The organism is Halomicrobium zhouii (assembly GCF_900114435.1).
GTDB classification, from domain to species: Archaea; Halobacteriota; Halobacteria; order Halobacteriales; family Haloarculaceae; genus Halomicrobium; species Halomicrobium zhouii.
Window position 1 is genome coordinate 1,231,799 of record NZ_FOZK01000001.1, and the last position, 14,238, is coordinate 1,246,036.

Annotated in this window: 14 protein-coding genes; 7 read left to right on the forward strand and 7 right to left on the reverse strand. The window is 67.0% G+C overall.

Annotated elements, in window-relative coordinates:
- Positions 1-160 precede the first annotated feature (160 nt).
- Positions 161-475 carry a lycopene cyclase domain-containing protein gene (locus tag BM337_RS05645; protein WP_089814734.1) on the reverse strand — a complete coding sequence of 105 codons (315 nt, stop codon included), beginning with the start codon at positions 473-475 and terminating at the stop codon, positions 161-163.
- A gap of 162 nt (positions 476-637) precedes the next feature.
- Between BM337_RS05645 and BM337_RS05650 the strand changes: the two genes are divergently transcribed.
- The gene (locus BM337_RS05650) at positions 638-1,780 is read left to right on the forward strand and encodes a CBS domain-containing protein (RefSeq protein ID WP_089814736.1); all 1,143 of its coding nucleotides are present in this window, start codon (positions 638-640) and stop codon (positions 1,778-1,780) included.
- Positions 1,781-1,797: 17 nt separating this feature from the next.
- Here BM337_RS05650 and BM337_RS05655 read toward each other — a convergent pair whose 3' ends face one another.
- Positions 1,798-2,169: a hypothetical protein gene (locus BM337_RS05655; protein WP_089814738.1), complete on the reverse strand. Its 372-nt coding sequence runs from the start codon at positions 2,167-2,169 to the stop codon at positions 1,798-1,800.
- Positions 2,170-2,268: 99 nt separating this feature from the next.
- On the opposite strand from BM337_RS05655, the gene BM337_RS05660 reads away from it, so the two are divergent.
- The gene (locus BM337_RS05660) at positions 2,269-3,291 is read left to right on the forward strand and encodes an NAD(P)-dependent alcohol dehydrogenase (protein ID WP_089814740.1); all 1,023 of its coding nucleotides are present in this window, start codon (positions 2,269-2,271) and stop codon (positions 3,289-3,291) included.
- Between the two features lie 13 nt (positions 3,292-3,304).
- Here the strand turns inward: BM337_RS05660 and BM337_RS05665 are convergent, their stop codons facing one another.
- Entirely contained in the window at positions 3,305-4,003 is a 699-nt protein-coding gene (locus BM337_RS05665; RefSeq protein ID WP_089814742.1) for a hypothetical protein, read from the reverse strand.
- Between the two features lie 205 nt (positions 4,004-4,208).
- Positions 4,209-6,434 (reverse strand): CDC48 family AAA ATPase, encoded by a 2,226-nt coding sequence (locus BM337_RS05670; RefSeq protein WP_089814744.1) that lies wholly within the window; start codon positions 6,432-6,434, stop codon positions 4,209-4,211.
- A gap of 188 nt (positions 6,435-6,622) precedes the next feature.
- Here BM337_RS05670 and BM337_RS05675 point away from each other — a divergent pair, with 188 nt between their 5' ends.
- A complete protein-coding gene (locus BM337_RS05675) occupies positions 6,623-7,036 on the forward strand; it encodes a universal stress protein (protein ID WP_089814746.1) in 414 nt (137 codons plus the stop codon).
- Positions 7,037-7,376: 340 nt separating this feature from the next.
- Positions 7,377-8,750: a nickel pincer cofactor biosynthesis protein LarC gene (gene larC, locus BM337_RS05680; protein ID WP_089814748.1), complete on the forward strand. Its 1,374-nt coding sequence runs from the start codon at positions 7,377-7,379 to the stop codon at positions 8,748-8,750.
- 9 nt (positions 8,751-8,759) lie between these two features.
- Here larC and BM337_RS05685 read toward each other — a convergent pair whose 3' ends face one another.
- Together BM337_RS05685 and BM337_RS05690 are read right to left on the reverse strand one after the other, a co-directional pair.
- On the reverse strand, positions 8,760-9,110 hold the full coding sequence (locus BM337_RS05685) for a hypothetical protein (RefSeq protein WP_089814750.1): 351 nt from the start codon (positions 9,108-9,110) through the stop codon (positions 8,760-8,762).
- Between the two features lie 68 nt (positions 9,111-9,178).
- Complete coding sequence (locus BM337_RS05690) at positions 9,179-9,928, reverse strand: hypothetical protein (protein WP_089814751.1); 750 nt, start codon at positions 9,926-9,928, stop codon at positions 9,179-9,181.
- Between the two features lie 123 nt (positions 9,929-10,051).
- Between BM337_RS05690 and BM337_RS05695 the strand changes: the two genes are divergently transcribed.
- Both BM337_RS05695 and BM337_RS05700 read left to right on the forward strand, forming a co-directional pair.
- Positions 10,052-11,392 carry an NAD(P)/FAD-dependent oxidoreductase gene (locus BM337_RS05695; protein WP_089814753.1) on the forward strand — a complete coding sequence of 447 codons (1,341 nt, stop codon included), beginning with the start codon at positions 10,052-10,054 and terminating at the stop codon, positions 11,390-11,392.
- A 75-nt stretch (positions 11,393-11,467) separates the two neighbouring features.
- A complete protein-coding gene (locus tag BM337_RS05700) occupies positions 11,468-12,220 on the forward strand; it encodes a DUF2071 domain-containing protein (protein ID WP_089814756.1) in 753 nt (250 codons plus the stop codon).
- Between the two features lie 33 nt (positions 12,221-12,253).
- Here BM337_RS05700 and BM337_RS05705 read toward each other — a convergent pair whose 3' ends face one another.
- Positions 12,254-12,841 carry a DUF6149 family protein gene (locus BM337_RS05705; protein WP_089814758.1) on the reverse strand — a complete coding sequence of 196 codons (588 nt, stop codon included), beginning with the start codon at positions 12,839-12,841 and terminating at the stop codon, positions 12,254-12,256.
- 125 nt (positions 12,842-12,966) lie between these two features.
- Here BM337_RS05705 and BM337_RS05710 point away from each other — a divergent pair, with 125 nt between their 5' ends.
- Complete coding sequence (locus BM337_RS05710) at positions 12,967-14,229, forward strand: NAD(P)/FAD-dependent oxidoreductase (RefSeq protein ID WP_089814761.1); 1,263 nt, start codon at positions 12,967-12,969, stop codon at positions 14,227-14,229.
- Positions 14,230-14,238 lie beyond the last annotated feature (9 nt).

The following is a 14,238-nucleotide window of genomic DNA, read 5'->3' on the forward strand; positions in this document are numbered from 1 at the left end:
ACACCTAGTAACCGCCCGAAGAGGGCGTGATACGCGCTCGGATCGATGCTGACAGCGTTCGTCGCTCGCCACCGTTTGCATAACAATGGCAAGCAGAGTTGGCAGGTCTGTGAGATGTTTACCCAGTCGCTAGTCGCACCGCGACTCGGCCCGCCGTCCGTCAGTGGCCGTCCTCCTCGAACGAACGGAGCGATTCGTGGACGCCGACGACCATCGCGGGCACGACGACCATGAAGATGTGCTCCTCGATGGGGATCCCGAGCAGTTCGACGCCGGTTCGCATCGGGATGGCGAACACGCCCACCTCGAGCGTGTACCAGTCCCAGACGAACGCGAAGGGATACAGGACCGCGATGGTGCGCGCGGCCGCGCGGAACGCGCCGGCGTACCACAGGAGCGCGATGGCGATGGTGCCCCACGCCACCTCCGTCGCGAGGTACGTGTACGGTCCCAGGACGGTGATATCGGGGATCACAGTTCAGCTACGGTCGTCAGGGGTTTAGTGACTGGCCCGCGGCCTCGAGTACAGTCGCTCATCAGGTGTGTTCGACCGAAAGGGATGGGTCGATGGGCCAGTGGTGAGAATCAGACCAACCTTGATTACCTCCCACGTCAAACGAACTACTTGAGAAGTACGATGAATATAGCCGACATCGCCACCAGTGACTTCGTCGCTATCGACGCCGACAAACGCCTCGGCAAGGTTCGCTCTATCTTCGAGCGGGAGAACCCCAAGGGGATCGTCGTGACCGAGGGTGGTGAGTACGCCGGCATCATCACGCAAAAGCAGTTCGTCCAGTCCCACGTGGAAGACGACGCGAAGGCTGGGGCGATGATGCGCTCGGCGCCCAGGGTCGAACGGACCGACGACGTCCGGGAGGTCGCACGGGTCCTCGTCGAGGGCGGGTCGAAGATCGCCCCCGTGTTCGAAGGCGACAAACTCTGGGGAATCGTCACCGGTGACGCCATCCTCGAGGCCGTCCTCGACAACCTCGACGCGCTCACCGTCGCGGACATCTACACCGAGAACGTCGTGACGGTGACCGAGGACACCCACGTCGGGCAGGCGATCAACAGCCTGCGCGAACACGGCATCTCCCGGGTGCCCGTCGTCGACGTCGACGGCCACCTCTCCGGGATGGTGACGACCCACGACATCGTCGACGTGGTCGTCCGGGACATGACCAAGGCCACGCGTGGCGACCGCGCCGGCGAGGTCGACCGCGTCCTCGACCTCCCGGTCTACGACGTGATGAACAGCCCCGTCGCCACCGCTGCCATGGACGACTCCGTCCGCGACGCCGTCGAGCGGATGCTCGACAACGACTACGCCGGCCTGGTCGTCACGCCCGACGGTGACGACCGGACCATCGCCGGCATCGTCACCAAGACGGACGTCCTGCGCGCGCTCACGTTCACGGAAGAGGAACACATGGACGTCCAGATAACCAACGTCTCCCTGCTGGGCACGCTTGAACGCGGCGACGTCCGCGAGAGCATCGAGGAGGTCGTCGACAAGTACCAGGAGATGCAGGTCCAGCACGCCCACGTCCGGTTCCAGCAGCACAAGGAACGACTCCGCGGCACGCCCCTGATCCAGTGTCAGATCCGCCTGCGAACCAACAAGGGCCAGGCCGCCGGCTCCGGCGAGGGCTACGGCGCCGACACGGCGTTCAACGTCGCTCTCGACAAGCTCGAACGCAACGTGCTCGAACGCAAGGGGATCCAGGCCGACGAGGAGTACCGCGGCCAGCTGCTCCGGAAGCTGGGCGAGCTGTAGCCGCTCGTCGCTTAGACTTACGAGCGGATTTTTCTGCCCGTTTCGACGACGAGCAGGGCGGCCATCCCGCCGACGACGAAACTACCGAGCGCCACGGCACTCGGCTGTAACACGGCGATAGCCGACCAGATGCCGACCGCCATCACCACGATGGCGATTACCTTTCGGAGGCTCCCAGGTTCGCCGGCCAGATCGTTGATGCGGTCGGCGGTCGCCGTCCGTGCGAACGGGCCAACGGCGACGCCGTTGAGAACGGCCCCGGAGACGACCCAGAACCAGTCGACCGCGCCGACGTCCAGGGGCATCGCCACTGGCGCGACGAGGACGAGTACAGTCAGGAGAACGTTATACCGGAACCGCAACCGTCGTTCCCCATCGGACTCGGTCATCAGCCGCATAGCTCGTCGTTCAGACGGTTGTCACTTGGTCGTTTCGCCCCGTAGTCGGACCCCCACAGACATTTGCTCCTTGCCCGCTTGCCCCGACACATGCAAGTCGCCGTCCTCACCGAACCCGGCGAGTTCGCCGTCGAAGAGCGCGATGAGCCGACGCCGGCCGCCGACGAGGTGCTGATCCGGATGCGCGAAGTCGGCATCTGCGGCTCGGACGTCCACTACTACGAACACGGCCACATCGGCGACAAGGTCGTCGAGGAGCCGCTGGTGCTCGGCCACGAGAGCGCCGGCGAGGTCGAAGCCGTTGGCGACGCCGTCGACGACCTGGAAGCGGGCGACCGCATCGCCATCGAACCCGGCGTCCCGTGTCGCCGCTGTGCCCACTGCAAGCGCGGCGAGTACCACCTCTGCCCGGACGTGACGTTCATGGGGACGCCCCCCATCGACGGGGCGTTCGCCGAGTACGTCGCCTGGCCGGCGGACTTCGCCTACGAGCTTCCGGAGACCGTCTCACTCCGCGAGGGCGCGCTCTGTGAACCGCTCAGCGTCGGTGTCCACGCCTGCCGCCGGGGCGACGTCGGTCCCGGCGACACCGTCTGTATCACCGGCGCCGGCCCCATCGGCCTCGTCATGATGGAGGTAGCCCGCGCCGTCGGTGCGTCGGACGTCGTCGTCGCCGACCCCGTCGCGAAGAAGCGGGAACTGGCCCGCGAGCGCGGCGCCGACCTGGCCGTCGACCCGACAGAGTCCGACCTGGCAGCCGCCGTCCGGGAGCACTCGGGTGACGGCGCAGACGTGGTCATCGAGGCCTCGGGCGCGAAACCCGCCATCGCGTCGACCGTCGACGTCGCTCGCCGCGGCGGCACCGTGGTGCTGGTCGGCCTCGCCGCCGAGGCGGACGTCCCGCTGGACGTCCTGGACCTCATCGACAGCGAACTCGACGTGCTCGGGTCCTACCGCTACGCGAACACCTACCCGGCAGCCATCGAGCTGCTCGCCGACGACGCCGTCGACGTCGAGGGGTTCGTCGACTTCGAGTCGCCGCTCGGTGACGTACGCGAGGCCTTCGAGCGGGCCAGCGATCCCGAGACGGTGAAAGGGATGATCACGCTCTGAGGCTCGCCGCCTCTCAGTAGTCGCACTCCTCGGTCTCCGGCGGCGGGTCCAGGCCGAGGTGCTGGTCGATGGCCCGGGTCTCCGGCTTGCAGACGTTCGTGGGGTTCTCGGTGGCCAGGACGACGACGCCGCCGTCGGGGAGTTCCGTCGTCTGCCAGGCCGGCGCTGAGAGGAGCGTCTCGCGACCGTACGTCTCGACGAGGGCTGGCGGAAAGCCCATCAGCCAGCACGCGTACTCGATGCGGTCCGCGGCGAGGCTCTCGGGCGACACCGGTGGCGGGACGTCGTTCTCGACGAGACGCGAATAGTGGGGTTCGCTCACGCCGTAGACGAACTTCGGCTGGCTCGGACCGCCGCTGTAGGCGCCCTCCACCAGTTCGAGGAGGTCGACCGCGCTCGCTGCGAGCGCCGACTCGTCGCGAGCGGCGAGGGCGTCGCTGAACGGCTGGGGGTCGTACCGAATCTCGACGTGCGGGAGGTCGGGAACGGGTTTCGCTCCGGAGTCGCGATTCGGGCCGAACGGGCGTAGTTTGGCCCGGTGGAATCGGTTCCAGCGGAAGCGGTTCCAGCTCTCCGGAGAGCTGTACTCTTCCTCCTTCATCCGAATATTTTCGGTGTTCTCGGCTTGCCTGGCGAGAGCGTTCCACATCGTCTCCGCGTGGGTGGCACAGTCGCCGTCACAGAGTACGTCGATCGTGTTTGCGTCGGTCATAGGGAGGACGGTCGTTGGCCGGTTCACAGCTGTTCCGGCGACGGACAGCTGTCCCGGCTACGGGGACGGGATCGAACATTCGTAGGGGACCTGCCGCCTTCTACCTGCGGGTTCGACAGGCTCGCTGCTGACCAGAACACTAGCAATCACAGTCGAGGCGAAGCAAACTGGAACGGAAACGCCGACCGAAACGAAGCGGGTCGCGTTACTGGAAGCCGATGCGGCCGCCGCCGGCCTGCGTGGTCGGCTCGGGCCCGCCGCCCTTGAACTCCTCGCGCATCTGCTCGTAGTAGTCGCGGATCTCCTCGGTGATGGTCGGCCGGACGTTCTCCATCGCCGCGCGGAAGTGTTTCATGTCGACGGCTTCGGCGTCGTCGTCCTCGCGGAGCGCCTCGATGGCGGCCTCGCGGCCGATGGACTCCAGGTCGGAGCCGACGTAGCCGCCAGTCATCTCCGCGAGTTCGCGGAGGCTGACGTCCGGCGACAGCGGGGTGTCGTCCGTGTGGATCTTGAGGATCTGTTCGCGCCCCTCCGTGTTGGGCTCGCCGATCATCACGAGGCGGTCGAACCGGCCCGAGCGGATGAGTGCGGGGTCGATCATGTCCGGGCGGTTGGTCGCGCCGATGACCATGACGTCCTCCATGTCCTCGAGCCCGTCGAGTTCGGTCAGGAGCTGGTTGACGACCCGCTCGGAGACGTTCGAGCCGACGTCGCCACCCCGGCCGGGGGCCAGCGAGTCGAGCTCGTCGAAGAAGATCACCGTCGGGGCGACCTGCCGGGCCTTCCGGAAGGTCTGCCGGATGGCCTTCTCCGATTCACCGACCCACTTCGACAGCAGCTGCGGACCGCGGACGCTGATGAAGTTGGCGTCGGTCTCGTTGGCGACGGCCTTTGCCATCAGCGTCTTCCCGGTGCCCGGTGGGCCGTACAGCAGGACGCCCGACGGCGGGGTCACGCCCATGCGTTCGAACTTCTCGGGGCTGTTCATCGGCCACTCGACGGCCTCCTGGACCTGGCTCTTGGCGTCGTCGAGGCCGCCGACGTCGTCCCAGGATATCTTCGGGAGTTCGACGAGCACCTCGCGCATGGCGCTCGGGCTCACCTCGTTGAGCGCGCCGCGGAAGTCCTCGCGCTTGATGATCATCCGGTCGATGAGGCTCGGCGGGATGTCCTCCTCGTCCAGGTCGATCTCGGGGAGGTACCGGCGCAGCGCCTTCATCGCGGCCTCCTTCGTCAGGGACTCGATGTCGGCGCCGACGAAGCCGTGGGTCTCGGTCGCCAGGTTCGAGAGGGCGACGTCGTCCGACAGCGGCATGCCGCGCGTGTGGATCTGGAGGATCTCCTCGCGACCCACCTCGTCCGGGACGCCGATCTCGATCTCGCGGTCGAAGCGACCCGGGCGACGGAGCGCTGGGTCGACGGAGTCGACGCGGTTGGTCGCGGCGATGACGATGACCTGGCCCCTGCTCTCGAGGCCGTCCATCATCGTCAGCAGCTGGGCGACGACCCGGCGTTCGACCTCGCCAGTGACGTCCTCGCGCTTGGGCGCGATGGAGTCGAGTTCGTCGATGAAGATGATAGAGGGTGACTCCTCGCTCGCGTCCTCGAATATCTCGCGCAGTTGCTGTTCGGACTCACCGTAGTACTTCGAGATGATCTCCGGGCCGGCGATAGAGAAAAAGGAGGCGCTGGTCTCGTTGGCCACCGCCTTCGCGAGCAGCGTCTTCCCCGTACCGGGCGGGCCGTGCAGGAGGACGCCCTGTGGCGGCTCGATCCCCAGCTTCTTGAAGATCTGGGGGTGTTTCATCGGCAGCTCGACCATCTCGCGGACTCGCTGGATCTCGTTTTGCAGGCCGCCGATGTCCTCGTAGGTGATACCGCCGCCGGTCTTCTCGAAGCCGGAGATGGGCTCCTCGCGGAGCTCGACGTCGGTGTCCTCGGTGATGAGGACGACGCCCTCCGGTTCGGTCTCGACGGCGATCAGCGGGATGGCCTGGCCCGGCGAGCGCATGAAGGGGTGGTTCGTCGAGGACATCACGGGGACGATGTCGCGCTCGACGACCGGCCGCTTCAGGATCTGTCGCTTGACCATGCCGGCCGCGTCGGAGCCGAACTGGACGCTCGCCTCCTCCGGCGGCGCGAGCACCAGCGTGTCTGCCTTCTCGGCCTCGGCCTTGCGGATCTCGACGCGCTCGCCGATACCGACGTCGGCGTTCTGGCGCGTGAACCCGTCGATGCGGACGGTGTCCGTGTTCCAGTCCTGTCTGTCCGCGCGCCACACCTTCGCCGCGGTCGTGTCACTGCCCTCGATCTCGATGATGTCGCCCGGCGAGAGCTTGAGATGCAAGAGCGTGTCGGGGTCGAGGCGCGCGATACCACGTCCCGAATCGTTCGGGTACGCCTTCGCAACCTCTAGTTGAACCTCGTTCATGGGTAATCAGTCTGCGGGGATGTTCATGAGTCGGTGGTGGCCGGAGATAGGTTTTTTGCTACCGGCGGCGGGAACGCGTGTCGGCAGGTACTTATGCGAGTAGTTACCATGGCTCAGTTTCGGCCCGTTCGGTGTCCTTCGCAGACGTCGTCGTCGGGTTGATATACCTGGGCGAAAATACCAGTTCTATGGTCTTTCTCGTCCCGTTCGACGGCTCCGCGCGCGCACACGCAGCCCTCGACCGTGCGGTCACCTACGGCGCGGCGGTCGACAGCGACGTCGTCGCCGTGAGTTACGTTCCGACCGGCGACGACTACGCCGAACGTCGCCGCTGGGTCGACCCCGCAGAGAACTTCGCGACCGACACCGTCGCCAGCGACCTCCGGCGCAAGATCGAGGAGGCGACCGACGACGCCGAGGTCCACTTCGAGAACGAGAGCGCCTACTCCCCCGCCGGCGGCCTCTCCGACGAGGTGCGCCAGACCGCGCTGGACGTCGACGCCACCGTTGTCTTCGTCGGTACGGCCGACGACGGCCAGGTCGTCGTCCCCATCGACGGCGACGGGGACGAGTTCGACGTTCACGTCGTCCGGCGAACGTAGCGTCGGACCCAGCCGAACTCAGTTTCTGCAATCTGACCTGGGAACGGACTAGCTCGTCCGCGACGAGCGAGGTGGGTGGGAATGAAAGGGGCGGTCCGGTACGCGAACCCCGGCGAAGGAAGCACGCGAACGGAGTGAGCGCGCGTGGTTCGAAAGACGGCGCGCCGTCTTTCGTCATCACGAGAATCTTCGATTCTCGGACGACAGCGAGCCGCGGGAGCGTAGCGGGCCGGGGCTTTCTGGTTGTTTGCGGTGATCGCTGCCGTACTCTCGCTGCTCCTGACACGCCATCGTCGCCGGTCCGGAAGTTTTTGAGTAATCGGGTACCAACTCTCCGGTAATGAGAACGCTGGCCTTCGACGGGCGGATGGGCGCGAGCGGGGACATGGTGCTCGCCGCGCTGGTCGCGGCGGGTGCAGACGACGCCGTCCTCGACCCCGTCGAGGCCACCATCGACGTCCGCTACGAGGTGGGAGCAGCCACGCGAAACGGGATCGGAGCGACGACGGTCGACGTACTCGTCGACGACGAGGCCGGCGAGAGCGACGAGGCCCCCGACCACGATCACTCGAACGAGGACCACTCGCACGACGACCATCACCACGCCGACGAACACCACCACGCTGACGGCCACTCGCACGTCGAAGCCGACCACTCGCACGACGCCGATTCCCATCACCACGGAGATACAGACCACACGCACGCGGAGGGCCACGGCCCTCACCGGAGTTACCGTGAGGTCGTCGAACTCGTCGAGGGGATGGGCCTCCCCGACGACGTCACCGCGGACGCGCTGGCGATCTTCGAGATCCTCGGAACCGCGGAGGCGGCCGTCCACGGGACCGACCTCGAGGAGACGCACTTCCACGAGGTCGGTGCGGATGACGCCATCGCGGACGTCGTCGGCGCCTGTCTCCTCGTCGACGACCTCGCCGTCGACCGCGTCGTGACGACGCCGCTGTCGGCCGGCAGCGGGGAGGTCGAGATGAGCCACGGCACGTATCCCATCCCTGCACCCGCGGTAATCGAAATCGCTGAACAGGCCGACTGGTCGCTCCGCGGTGGACCAGTCGAGGCGGAACTCCTGACGCCCACTGGCGCCGCTATCCTCGCTCACTTCGCCGAAGGAGTCGCGGAGCTCCCCTCGATGGCGGTCCAGGCGTCGGGATACGGCGCCGGTGGGTACGCCTTCGCGGACCGCCCGAACGTCCTCCGGGCGCTGGTCGGCGAGTCCGACGGGCCGCTCGTCCGCGACGAGATCACCGTCCTGGAGACGAACGTCGACGACGTCGCCCCGGAGGTGCTGGGCGACCTCCAGCGCTCGCTCGCGTCCGTAGGCGCGCGAGACGTCTCGATCCTCCCCGCGACGATGAAGAAGGCCCGTCCTGGCCACCTCGTGAAGGTCATCTGCAAGCCCGAGGACGCCCAGCGCGTCGCCCGCCGACTCGCCGAGGAGACGGGGACGCTCGGGGTCCGCGAACACGGCGCCGGCCACCGGTGGATGGCCCACCGCGAGATAGAGACCGTCGCCATCAGCGTCGACGGGGAGACTCACCCGGTCGACGTGAAGATAGCCAGCGACGACGAGGGAGTGGTGTTCGACGTGAGTGCGGAGTACGACGACGCCGCGGCGGTCGCCGACGAGACGGGGATGGCCGTCCGGGACGTCCTCCGGCGCGCCGAGGACGTCGTCCGCGACCTGAAAGGGGAGTAGCCGCGACGGTCAGCGATTCGACTCCGATTGCCCGCGACCCGCCTCGCCGACCGTGTCTTCGAGAACGGTCTTCAGGACGCCGACCACGCCGGCCGCGGCGATACCGTAGCCGACCAGCGACGTGAGGAAGTCGGACAGGCCGAGCACCGTTCGGAAGAACGGCTCTGGCGTAGCGTAGAGAATGACCCTGAAAGACCAGAGCACGTTCCAGTCTGCGATCAACAGCCCGAGGTAGACGACGGCGTAGAGGGCCAGGAACTTCCGCCGAACTCCGTACCGGAGCGTCGCCGCCAGTTCCGACGCGTCGACGCCGCGGCTCTCTAGAGCCTGCCCGACCGTCGCCCGGATCACACCGATCATGCATTCTCCGAGACGCGATCGAAATAAATGTCTTCGGGGTCATCGCCCGCGAACCGAGCTGCGGCGGCTCACCCGTCTGCCGCTTCATCCCCGTCGCCCAGGTGTTCGGCCAGCGCCTCGTCCATGCTCAACTCGCCGACGGCGACCTTCCGGGCGAGTTCCTCGTCGATGGCGCGGTTCGTCTCGCTGGCCTCCCGCGAGCGGTCCTTGATCCGCTGGAGTTCGCCGGCGGTGGGCGTCACGTCCCGGGTCTCTATTGCCTCGCCCTCCATGCGGGCGATGTTGACCGCGGCGAGCACGTCGCCCATTCCCCTCGCCCCAGTCCCGAGATACGGCGTCGTCCCGGTCTCGTCGACCAGTTCCACGGGGACGTCCGCCAGGGCGTCGATTATCCGGGTCCCGACGAGTCGCGCGCCGTCGCCGATCCGAACCACTGGATCGACGGCGTCCTCGACCTCGCGGCGGACTTCCGCGGCCGCCTCGGCCGCTGGCACCTGGAACGCGGCGACGACCGTGTCGCCGGCGAGGACGGCGATGCCCGGGCGTTCGCCGGGGTCGATACCGACCACGGTGCGCCCCTCGTTCCCGCGGAGGATGGCGACGACCTCCTCGACGGCCCGTCTCGGATCGTCGGGGGGCGCACGGACGACGTCAACGCCCTCGGGCGCCCACTCCTCGTCCTCGGCCGTGACGAGGACCGTCGCGCCTTCGGGGAGGTCGTCGCCGGGTTCTATCGTCGTGAACTCGACGCCGCGGTCGCGTAGCTCGGCGACGACCCCGTGGTAGAGTTCGAAGTCCGCGGTCCCGACGACTATCACTCGCGGAGGTTGGGCGCGGCCGTATTTACCACTGTGGTCGTCCGGCCACGCCGTCCCAGGGCTCGACTTCCGCCGCCGGTCGCAAACCCAAACGGTTTGCACAGCCCCGTCGAACTGACTGACATGATAGGCGTCGTCGGCGGCGGAATCGCCGGACTCGCGGCCGCTCGCAGGCTCCAGAGTCACGGGCTCGACGTGCAGGTGTTCGAGGCGAGCGACCAGGTCGGCGGGCTCGCCGCCGTCTACGAGACGGCCGGGGACCCGATCGAGAAGTTCTACCACCACCTCTCGAAGTCCGAACAGACCATCGTCGACCTGGCCGAGGACCTTGGGCTGGGCGAGGACGTCGAGTGGCGCATCGGGAAGAACGCCTACTACGTCGATGGCACGGTCCACTCGATGGACGCCCCCTGGGAGATTCTGGCCTTTCCGCACTGGAGCCTCTACGACAAGTTTCGCCTCGGCATGCTCACCCTCGACGTCGACGTCCGCGGCGGCGTCCCGAAGTTCGACACCTACGAGCGCCTGGAGGACTTCGAGGACGTCTCGGCCCTCGAGTTCGCGAAGGAACACACGACGGAGAACGTCTACCGGACGTTCTTCGAACCGTTGCTGGACGCCAAGTTCGGCGAGCGCAAGGAAGACGTCAGCGCCGCGTGGCTGCTCGGACGGATCAAGTTCCGCGGCGAGCGCGACATCCTGAAGGGCGAGATTCTCGGGTACCTCGACGGCGGCTTCGGCACCCTCCTCGACGCGCTCGTCGAGGACGTCGGCCGGGAGAACGTCACCACGGGCGCACGCGTACAGGACCTCGACGTCGGCGGCGGGGCCGTCGAGTCGATGACGGTCGAAACCGCCGACGGCACCGAGGACCACGCCGTCGACGGCGTCGTCGTCGCGGCGATGCCCACCGTCCTCGAATCGCTGACGGGCTACCCCTGCGACATCGACTTCCAGGGTACGGTCTGTTCGGTCATCAGCATGGACGAGTCGCTCACCGACACCTACTGGCTCAACGTCGCCGACGAGGCGCCCTTCGGCGCGCTCATCGAGCACACCAACTTCGTCGAGCCCGAGCGCTACGGCGGCGAACACCTGCTGTACGCCGTCAGCTACGTCCAGTCGATGGACGACCCGCTGTGGCAGGCCGACGACGACGGCGTCGAGGAGACGTGGCTCTCGGGCATCGAGGACCTGTTCCCCGACTTCGACCGCGAGTCGGTGAACTGGATCGAGACGGCCCGGAATCCCCGGACGGCGCCCATCTACGAGATGGGCTACCTCGACATGGTCGTCCCCTACGACCTCTCCGAGGAGGTGGCCGACGGCGTCTACTACGCGGGGATGGCCTCCGAGGCCCAGTACCCCGAACGCAGCCTCAACGGCGGCGTCGTCGCGGGCTACGAAGTTGCAGATCGGATCGCCCAGCAGGGGACCAGGACGGCGCCTGCCCCCGAGCAATAACTCACTGCCAGGAGCAGGTGGAACGACGTGGCACCCGCCGTACACGTTAAGCCCGATGACCCGTAACTAACTGGTATGTTCAGTCTCCCCGTAGTGCGGGGTGTCATCGACCGCCGCATCCTCGTCAACTTCCGCGTCGATCCGGCGGAACTCCAGGCGGCGTTGCCCGAGCCGTTCCGCCCGATGACGGTCGGCGGCTACGGCGTCGGCGGCATCTGCCTGATCCGGCTGACGGACGTCCGGCCGCGCGGGTTCCCGGCGTACGTCGGGACGAAGTCCGAGAACGCCGCCCACCGAATCGCGGTCGAGTGGGACGACGAGGACGGGGAGACGAAGACGGGCGTCTACGTCCCTCGGCGGGACACCTCCTCGGCGCTAACGACGCTCTTCGGCGGGCGCGTGTTCAGTAGCGAGCACCACCGCGCGACCTTCACCGTCGACGAGCGCGACGACCGCTACGAGGTGACGATGGAGAGCGACGACGGGGCGGCCCGCGTCCACGTCGCCGGGTCGGTGACCGACGTACTACCCGGAGATTCGGTGTTTGGCTCCGTCGACGAAGCCTCCGAGTTCTTCCAGCGCGGTTCGCTGGGCTACTCCCCGAGCGCGGCGGAGGAGGAGTACGACGGCATCGAACTGGCGACCTTCGAGTGGTCGGTGACGCCGATGGCCGTCGAGCGCGTCGCGTCGAGGTACTTCGAGGACGACGGCCGGTTCTCAGGCGTCGAGTTCGACTGCGCGTTGCTCATGCGCGACATCGACCACGAGTGGCGACAGCGAGAACCTATCTGCTGGCCGGAGCCGGACGGCATCGAGGCCGCCGACTAGACTGACTCGATTCGTGGAAGCGAGGAACGGAACTCAGTTCCCGTCGTCGCGGACGCCGGGCGCGTCGCTCGGGTCGACGTCGTCGGGCTCCTGGCCGCCGCCGACCACCAGTTCGCCGTCGCCGGTCTCCACGTACACGTCGTCGGCGAACCCGCCCTCGGCGTAGGGGTGTTCGGGCTCGTCGAGTTTCTCGGGGGTCGAGGGGGCCTCGGCGATGCCCTCGGGCGGGCGAAACTCGCCCATCGGCGCGTCGATGGTGATGCCGTGGGCCTCGAAGAAGTCCGCGTAGCGCCGGTAGTGGACGTCGAGTTCGTCGACGGGGAACTCCATCATCTCCGTCCAGCCGTGGTTGTAGAAGTCGAAGTTCGCGAGCACGTGCGTGATTTCGCGGGCCTGGGCCTCCTCGAAGCCGGCCTCCAGCGCGGTGACGTAGACGTCCATCGTCACCTCGAAGAACTCGTCCAGATGCTCGCGGCGTTCCTCGGTGTGGGCGTCGTCGGCCCGCGCGAGAAAGATCTCGGTGTGTTTGTCCACCAGCCAGTCGGACATCCGGTCGCCGACGACCGGTAACGTCAGCGCCTGTTTCGACGCCCAGTGACGGACGTTCTGGCGGAGTTTCATCGGCGGGTGTTCGCCCGCGACGTCCTTCAACCTCCCGATACCCGTCGGCGGCCGACCGTGGCGCTGCCTCGCAAATTCGACGGAGATAGCAATCCACATTAAGCCCGGTATCTAATCGTCCGGTCATGAGCACGTCGCACGTGATAATCGGTGATGGCATTGCGGGGTCGTCCGCGGCCGAAACGATCCGGGAAGCTGACCCGGACGCCGACGTCACGGTCATCACCGACGAGGGTGAAACTCTCTACAATCGTATTCTCATCAAGGAGTTCGCCAAGGGCAAACTGCCCGAAGCGCCGATTTCCATCCACGAACCCGACTGGTACGACGAGCGTGACATCGGTCTCGAACTCAACACGCACGTCACCGACGTCGACACCGACGCCCACGAGATACGCACCCACAGCGGCGACGTGTACGAGTACGACAAACTGCTGATCGCGACCGGCGGCACGCCCGCACAGTTGCCCGTCGACAACTCCGACGCCGACGGCCTCCACCACTTCTGGACGTTCCAGGACGCACGCGCCATCCGGGAACACGCCGAAGAGGCCGACAAGGGTATCATCGTCGGCGCCGGCCTGCTGGGCATCGACCTGGCGGCCATCTGCGGCGCCCAGGACATCGAGGCGAACTTCCTGATGCGCGGCAACCGCTGGTGGCGCTACGCGCTCTCGCTCGACGGCGCCGAGATCCTCCACGACGCCATGCGCGAGAAGGGCGTCACACCCCAGTTCGACTCCGGCGTCGACCACTTCGAGACGGACGACGACGACCAGATCGTCGCTGCGATCGACCCCAACGGCGAGCGCTACGAGGGCGACTTCGCCGGCGTCGCCATCGGTCTACACTTCAACACCGAGTTCCTGCGCGGTAGCGGCATCGAGACCGACAACGGCGTCGTCGTCGACGAGTACATGCGGACCAACGACGAGGACGTCTACGCGGCGGGCGACATCACGCAGTTCTGGGACACCATCCTCGACGAGCGCGCCCAGAACGGCGCCTGGGGCTCGGCCAAGGAGCAGGGCTCCATCGCCGGGAACAACATGGTCGCCGACGTCGACGACGACACCGAGGAGGAGGCGTTCCGCTGGGTCTCCACCTACTCCATCACGCACTTCGACTTCCCCTTCCTCTCGTTCGGCCACCCGACGCTCGGCGACGAGGAGGCCGAGGCGAAGTACGGCGAGCGCGAGTGGCGTCGCCTCACGTTCAAGGACGGCAAACTCATCGGCGGCGTGCTCATCGGCGACCTCTCCCAGCAGTCCAAGTTCAAGAAGCTCATCCGCGAGGAACACCAGATCGGCGACAAGAAGGACCTGCTCACCGAGCAGGACGTCGACATGGACAAGCTCCTCGAAGACGCCCCCGCGACGGCCGAGTAGGCGGACGAC

Coding starts and splice junctions, on each gene's coding strand:
- BM337_RS05705 (WP_089814758.1), bottom strand. CDS start 12,841: ATGAAACTCCGCCAGAACGTCCGTCACTGGGCGTCGAAACAGGCGCTG.
- BM337_RS05665 (WP_089814742.1), bottom strand. CDS start 4,003: ATGACCGACGCAAACACGATCGACGTACTCTGTGACGGCGACTGTGCC.
- BM337_RS05675 (WP_089814746.1), top strand. CDS start 6,623: ATGGTCTTTCTCGTCCCGTTCGACGGCTCCGCGCGCGCACACGCAGCC.
- BM337_RS05695 (WP_089814753.1), top strand. CDS start 10,052: ATGATAGGCGTCGTCGGCGGCGGAATCGCCGGACTCGCGGCCGCTCGC.
- BM337_RS05660 (WP_089814740.1), top strand. CDS start 2,269: ATGCAAGTCGCCGTCCTCACCGAACCCGGCGAGTTCGCCGTCGAAGAG.
- BM337_RS05685 (WP_089814750.1), bottom strand. CDS start 9,110: ATGATCGGTGTGATCCGGGCGACGGTCGGGCAGGCTCTAGAGAGCCGC.
- BM337_RS05700 (WP_089814756.1), top strand. CDS start 11,468: ATGTTCAGTCTCCCCGTAGTGCGGGGTGTCATCGACCGCCGCATCCTC.
- BM337_RS05670 (WP_089814744.1), bottom strand. CDS start 6,434: ATGAACGAGGTTCAACTAGAGGTTGCGAAGGCGTACCCGAACGATTCG.
- BM337_RS05655 (WP_089814738.1), bottom strand. CDS start 2,169: ATGACCGAGTCCGATGGGGAACGACGGTTGCGGTTCCGGTATAACGTT.
- larC (WP_089814748.1), top strand. CDS start 7,377: ATGAGAACGCTGGCCTTCGACGGGCGGATGGGCGCGAGCGGGGACATG.
- BM337_RS05650 (WP_089814736.1), top strand. CDS start 638: ATGAATATAGCCGACATCGCCACCAGTGACTTCGTCGCTATCGACGCC.
- BM337_RS05710 (WP_089814761.1), top strand. CDS start 12,967: ATGAGCACGTCGCACGTGATAATCGGTGATGGCATTGCGGGGTCGTCC.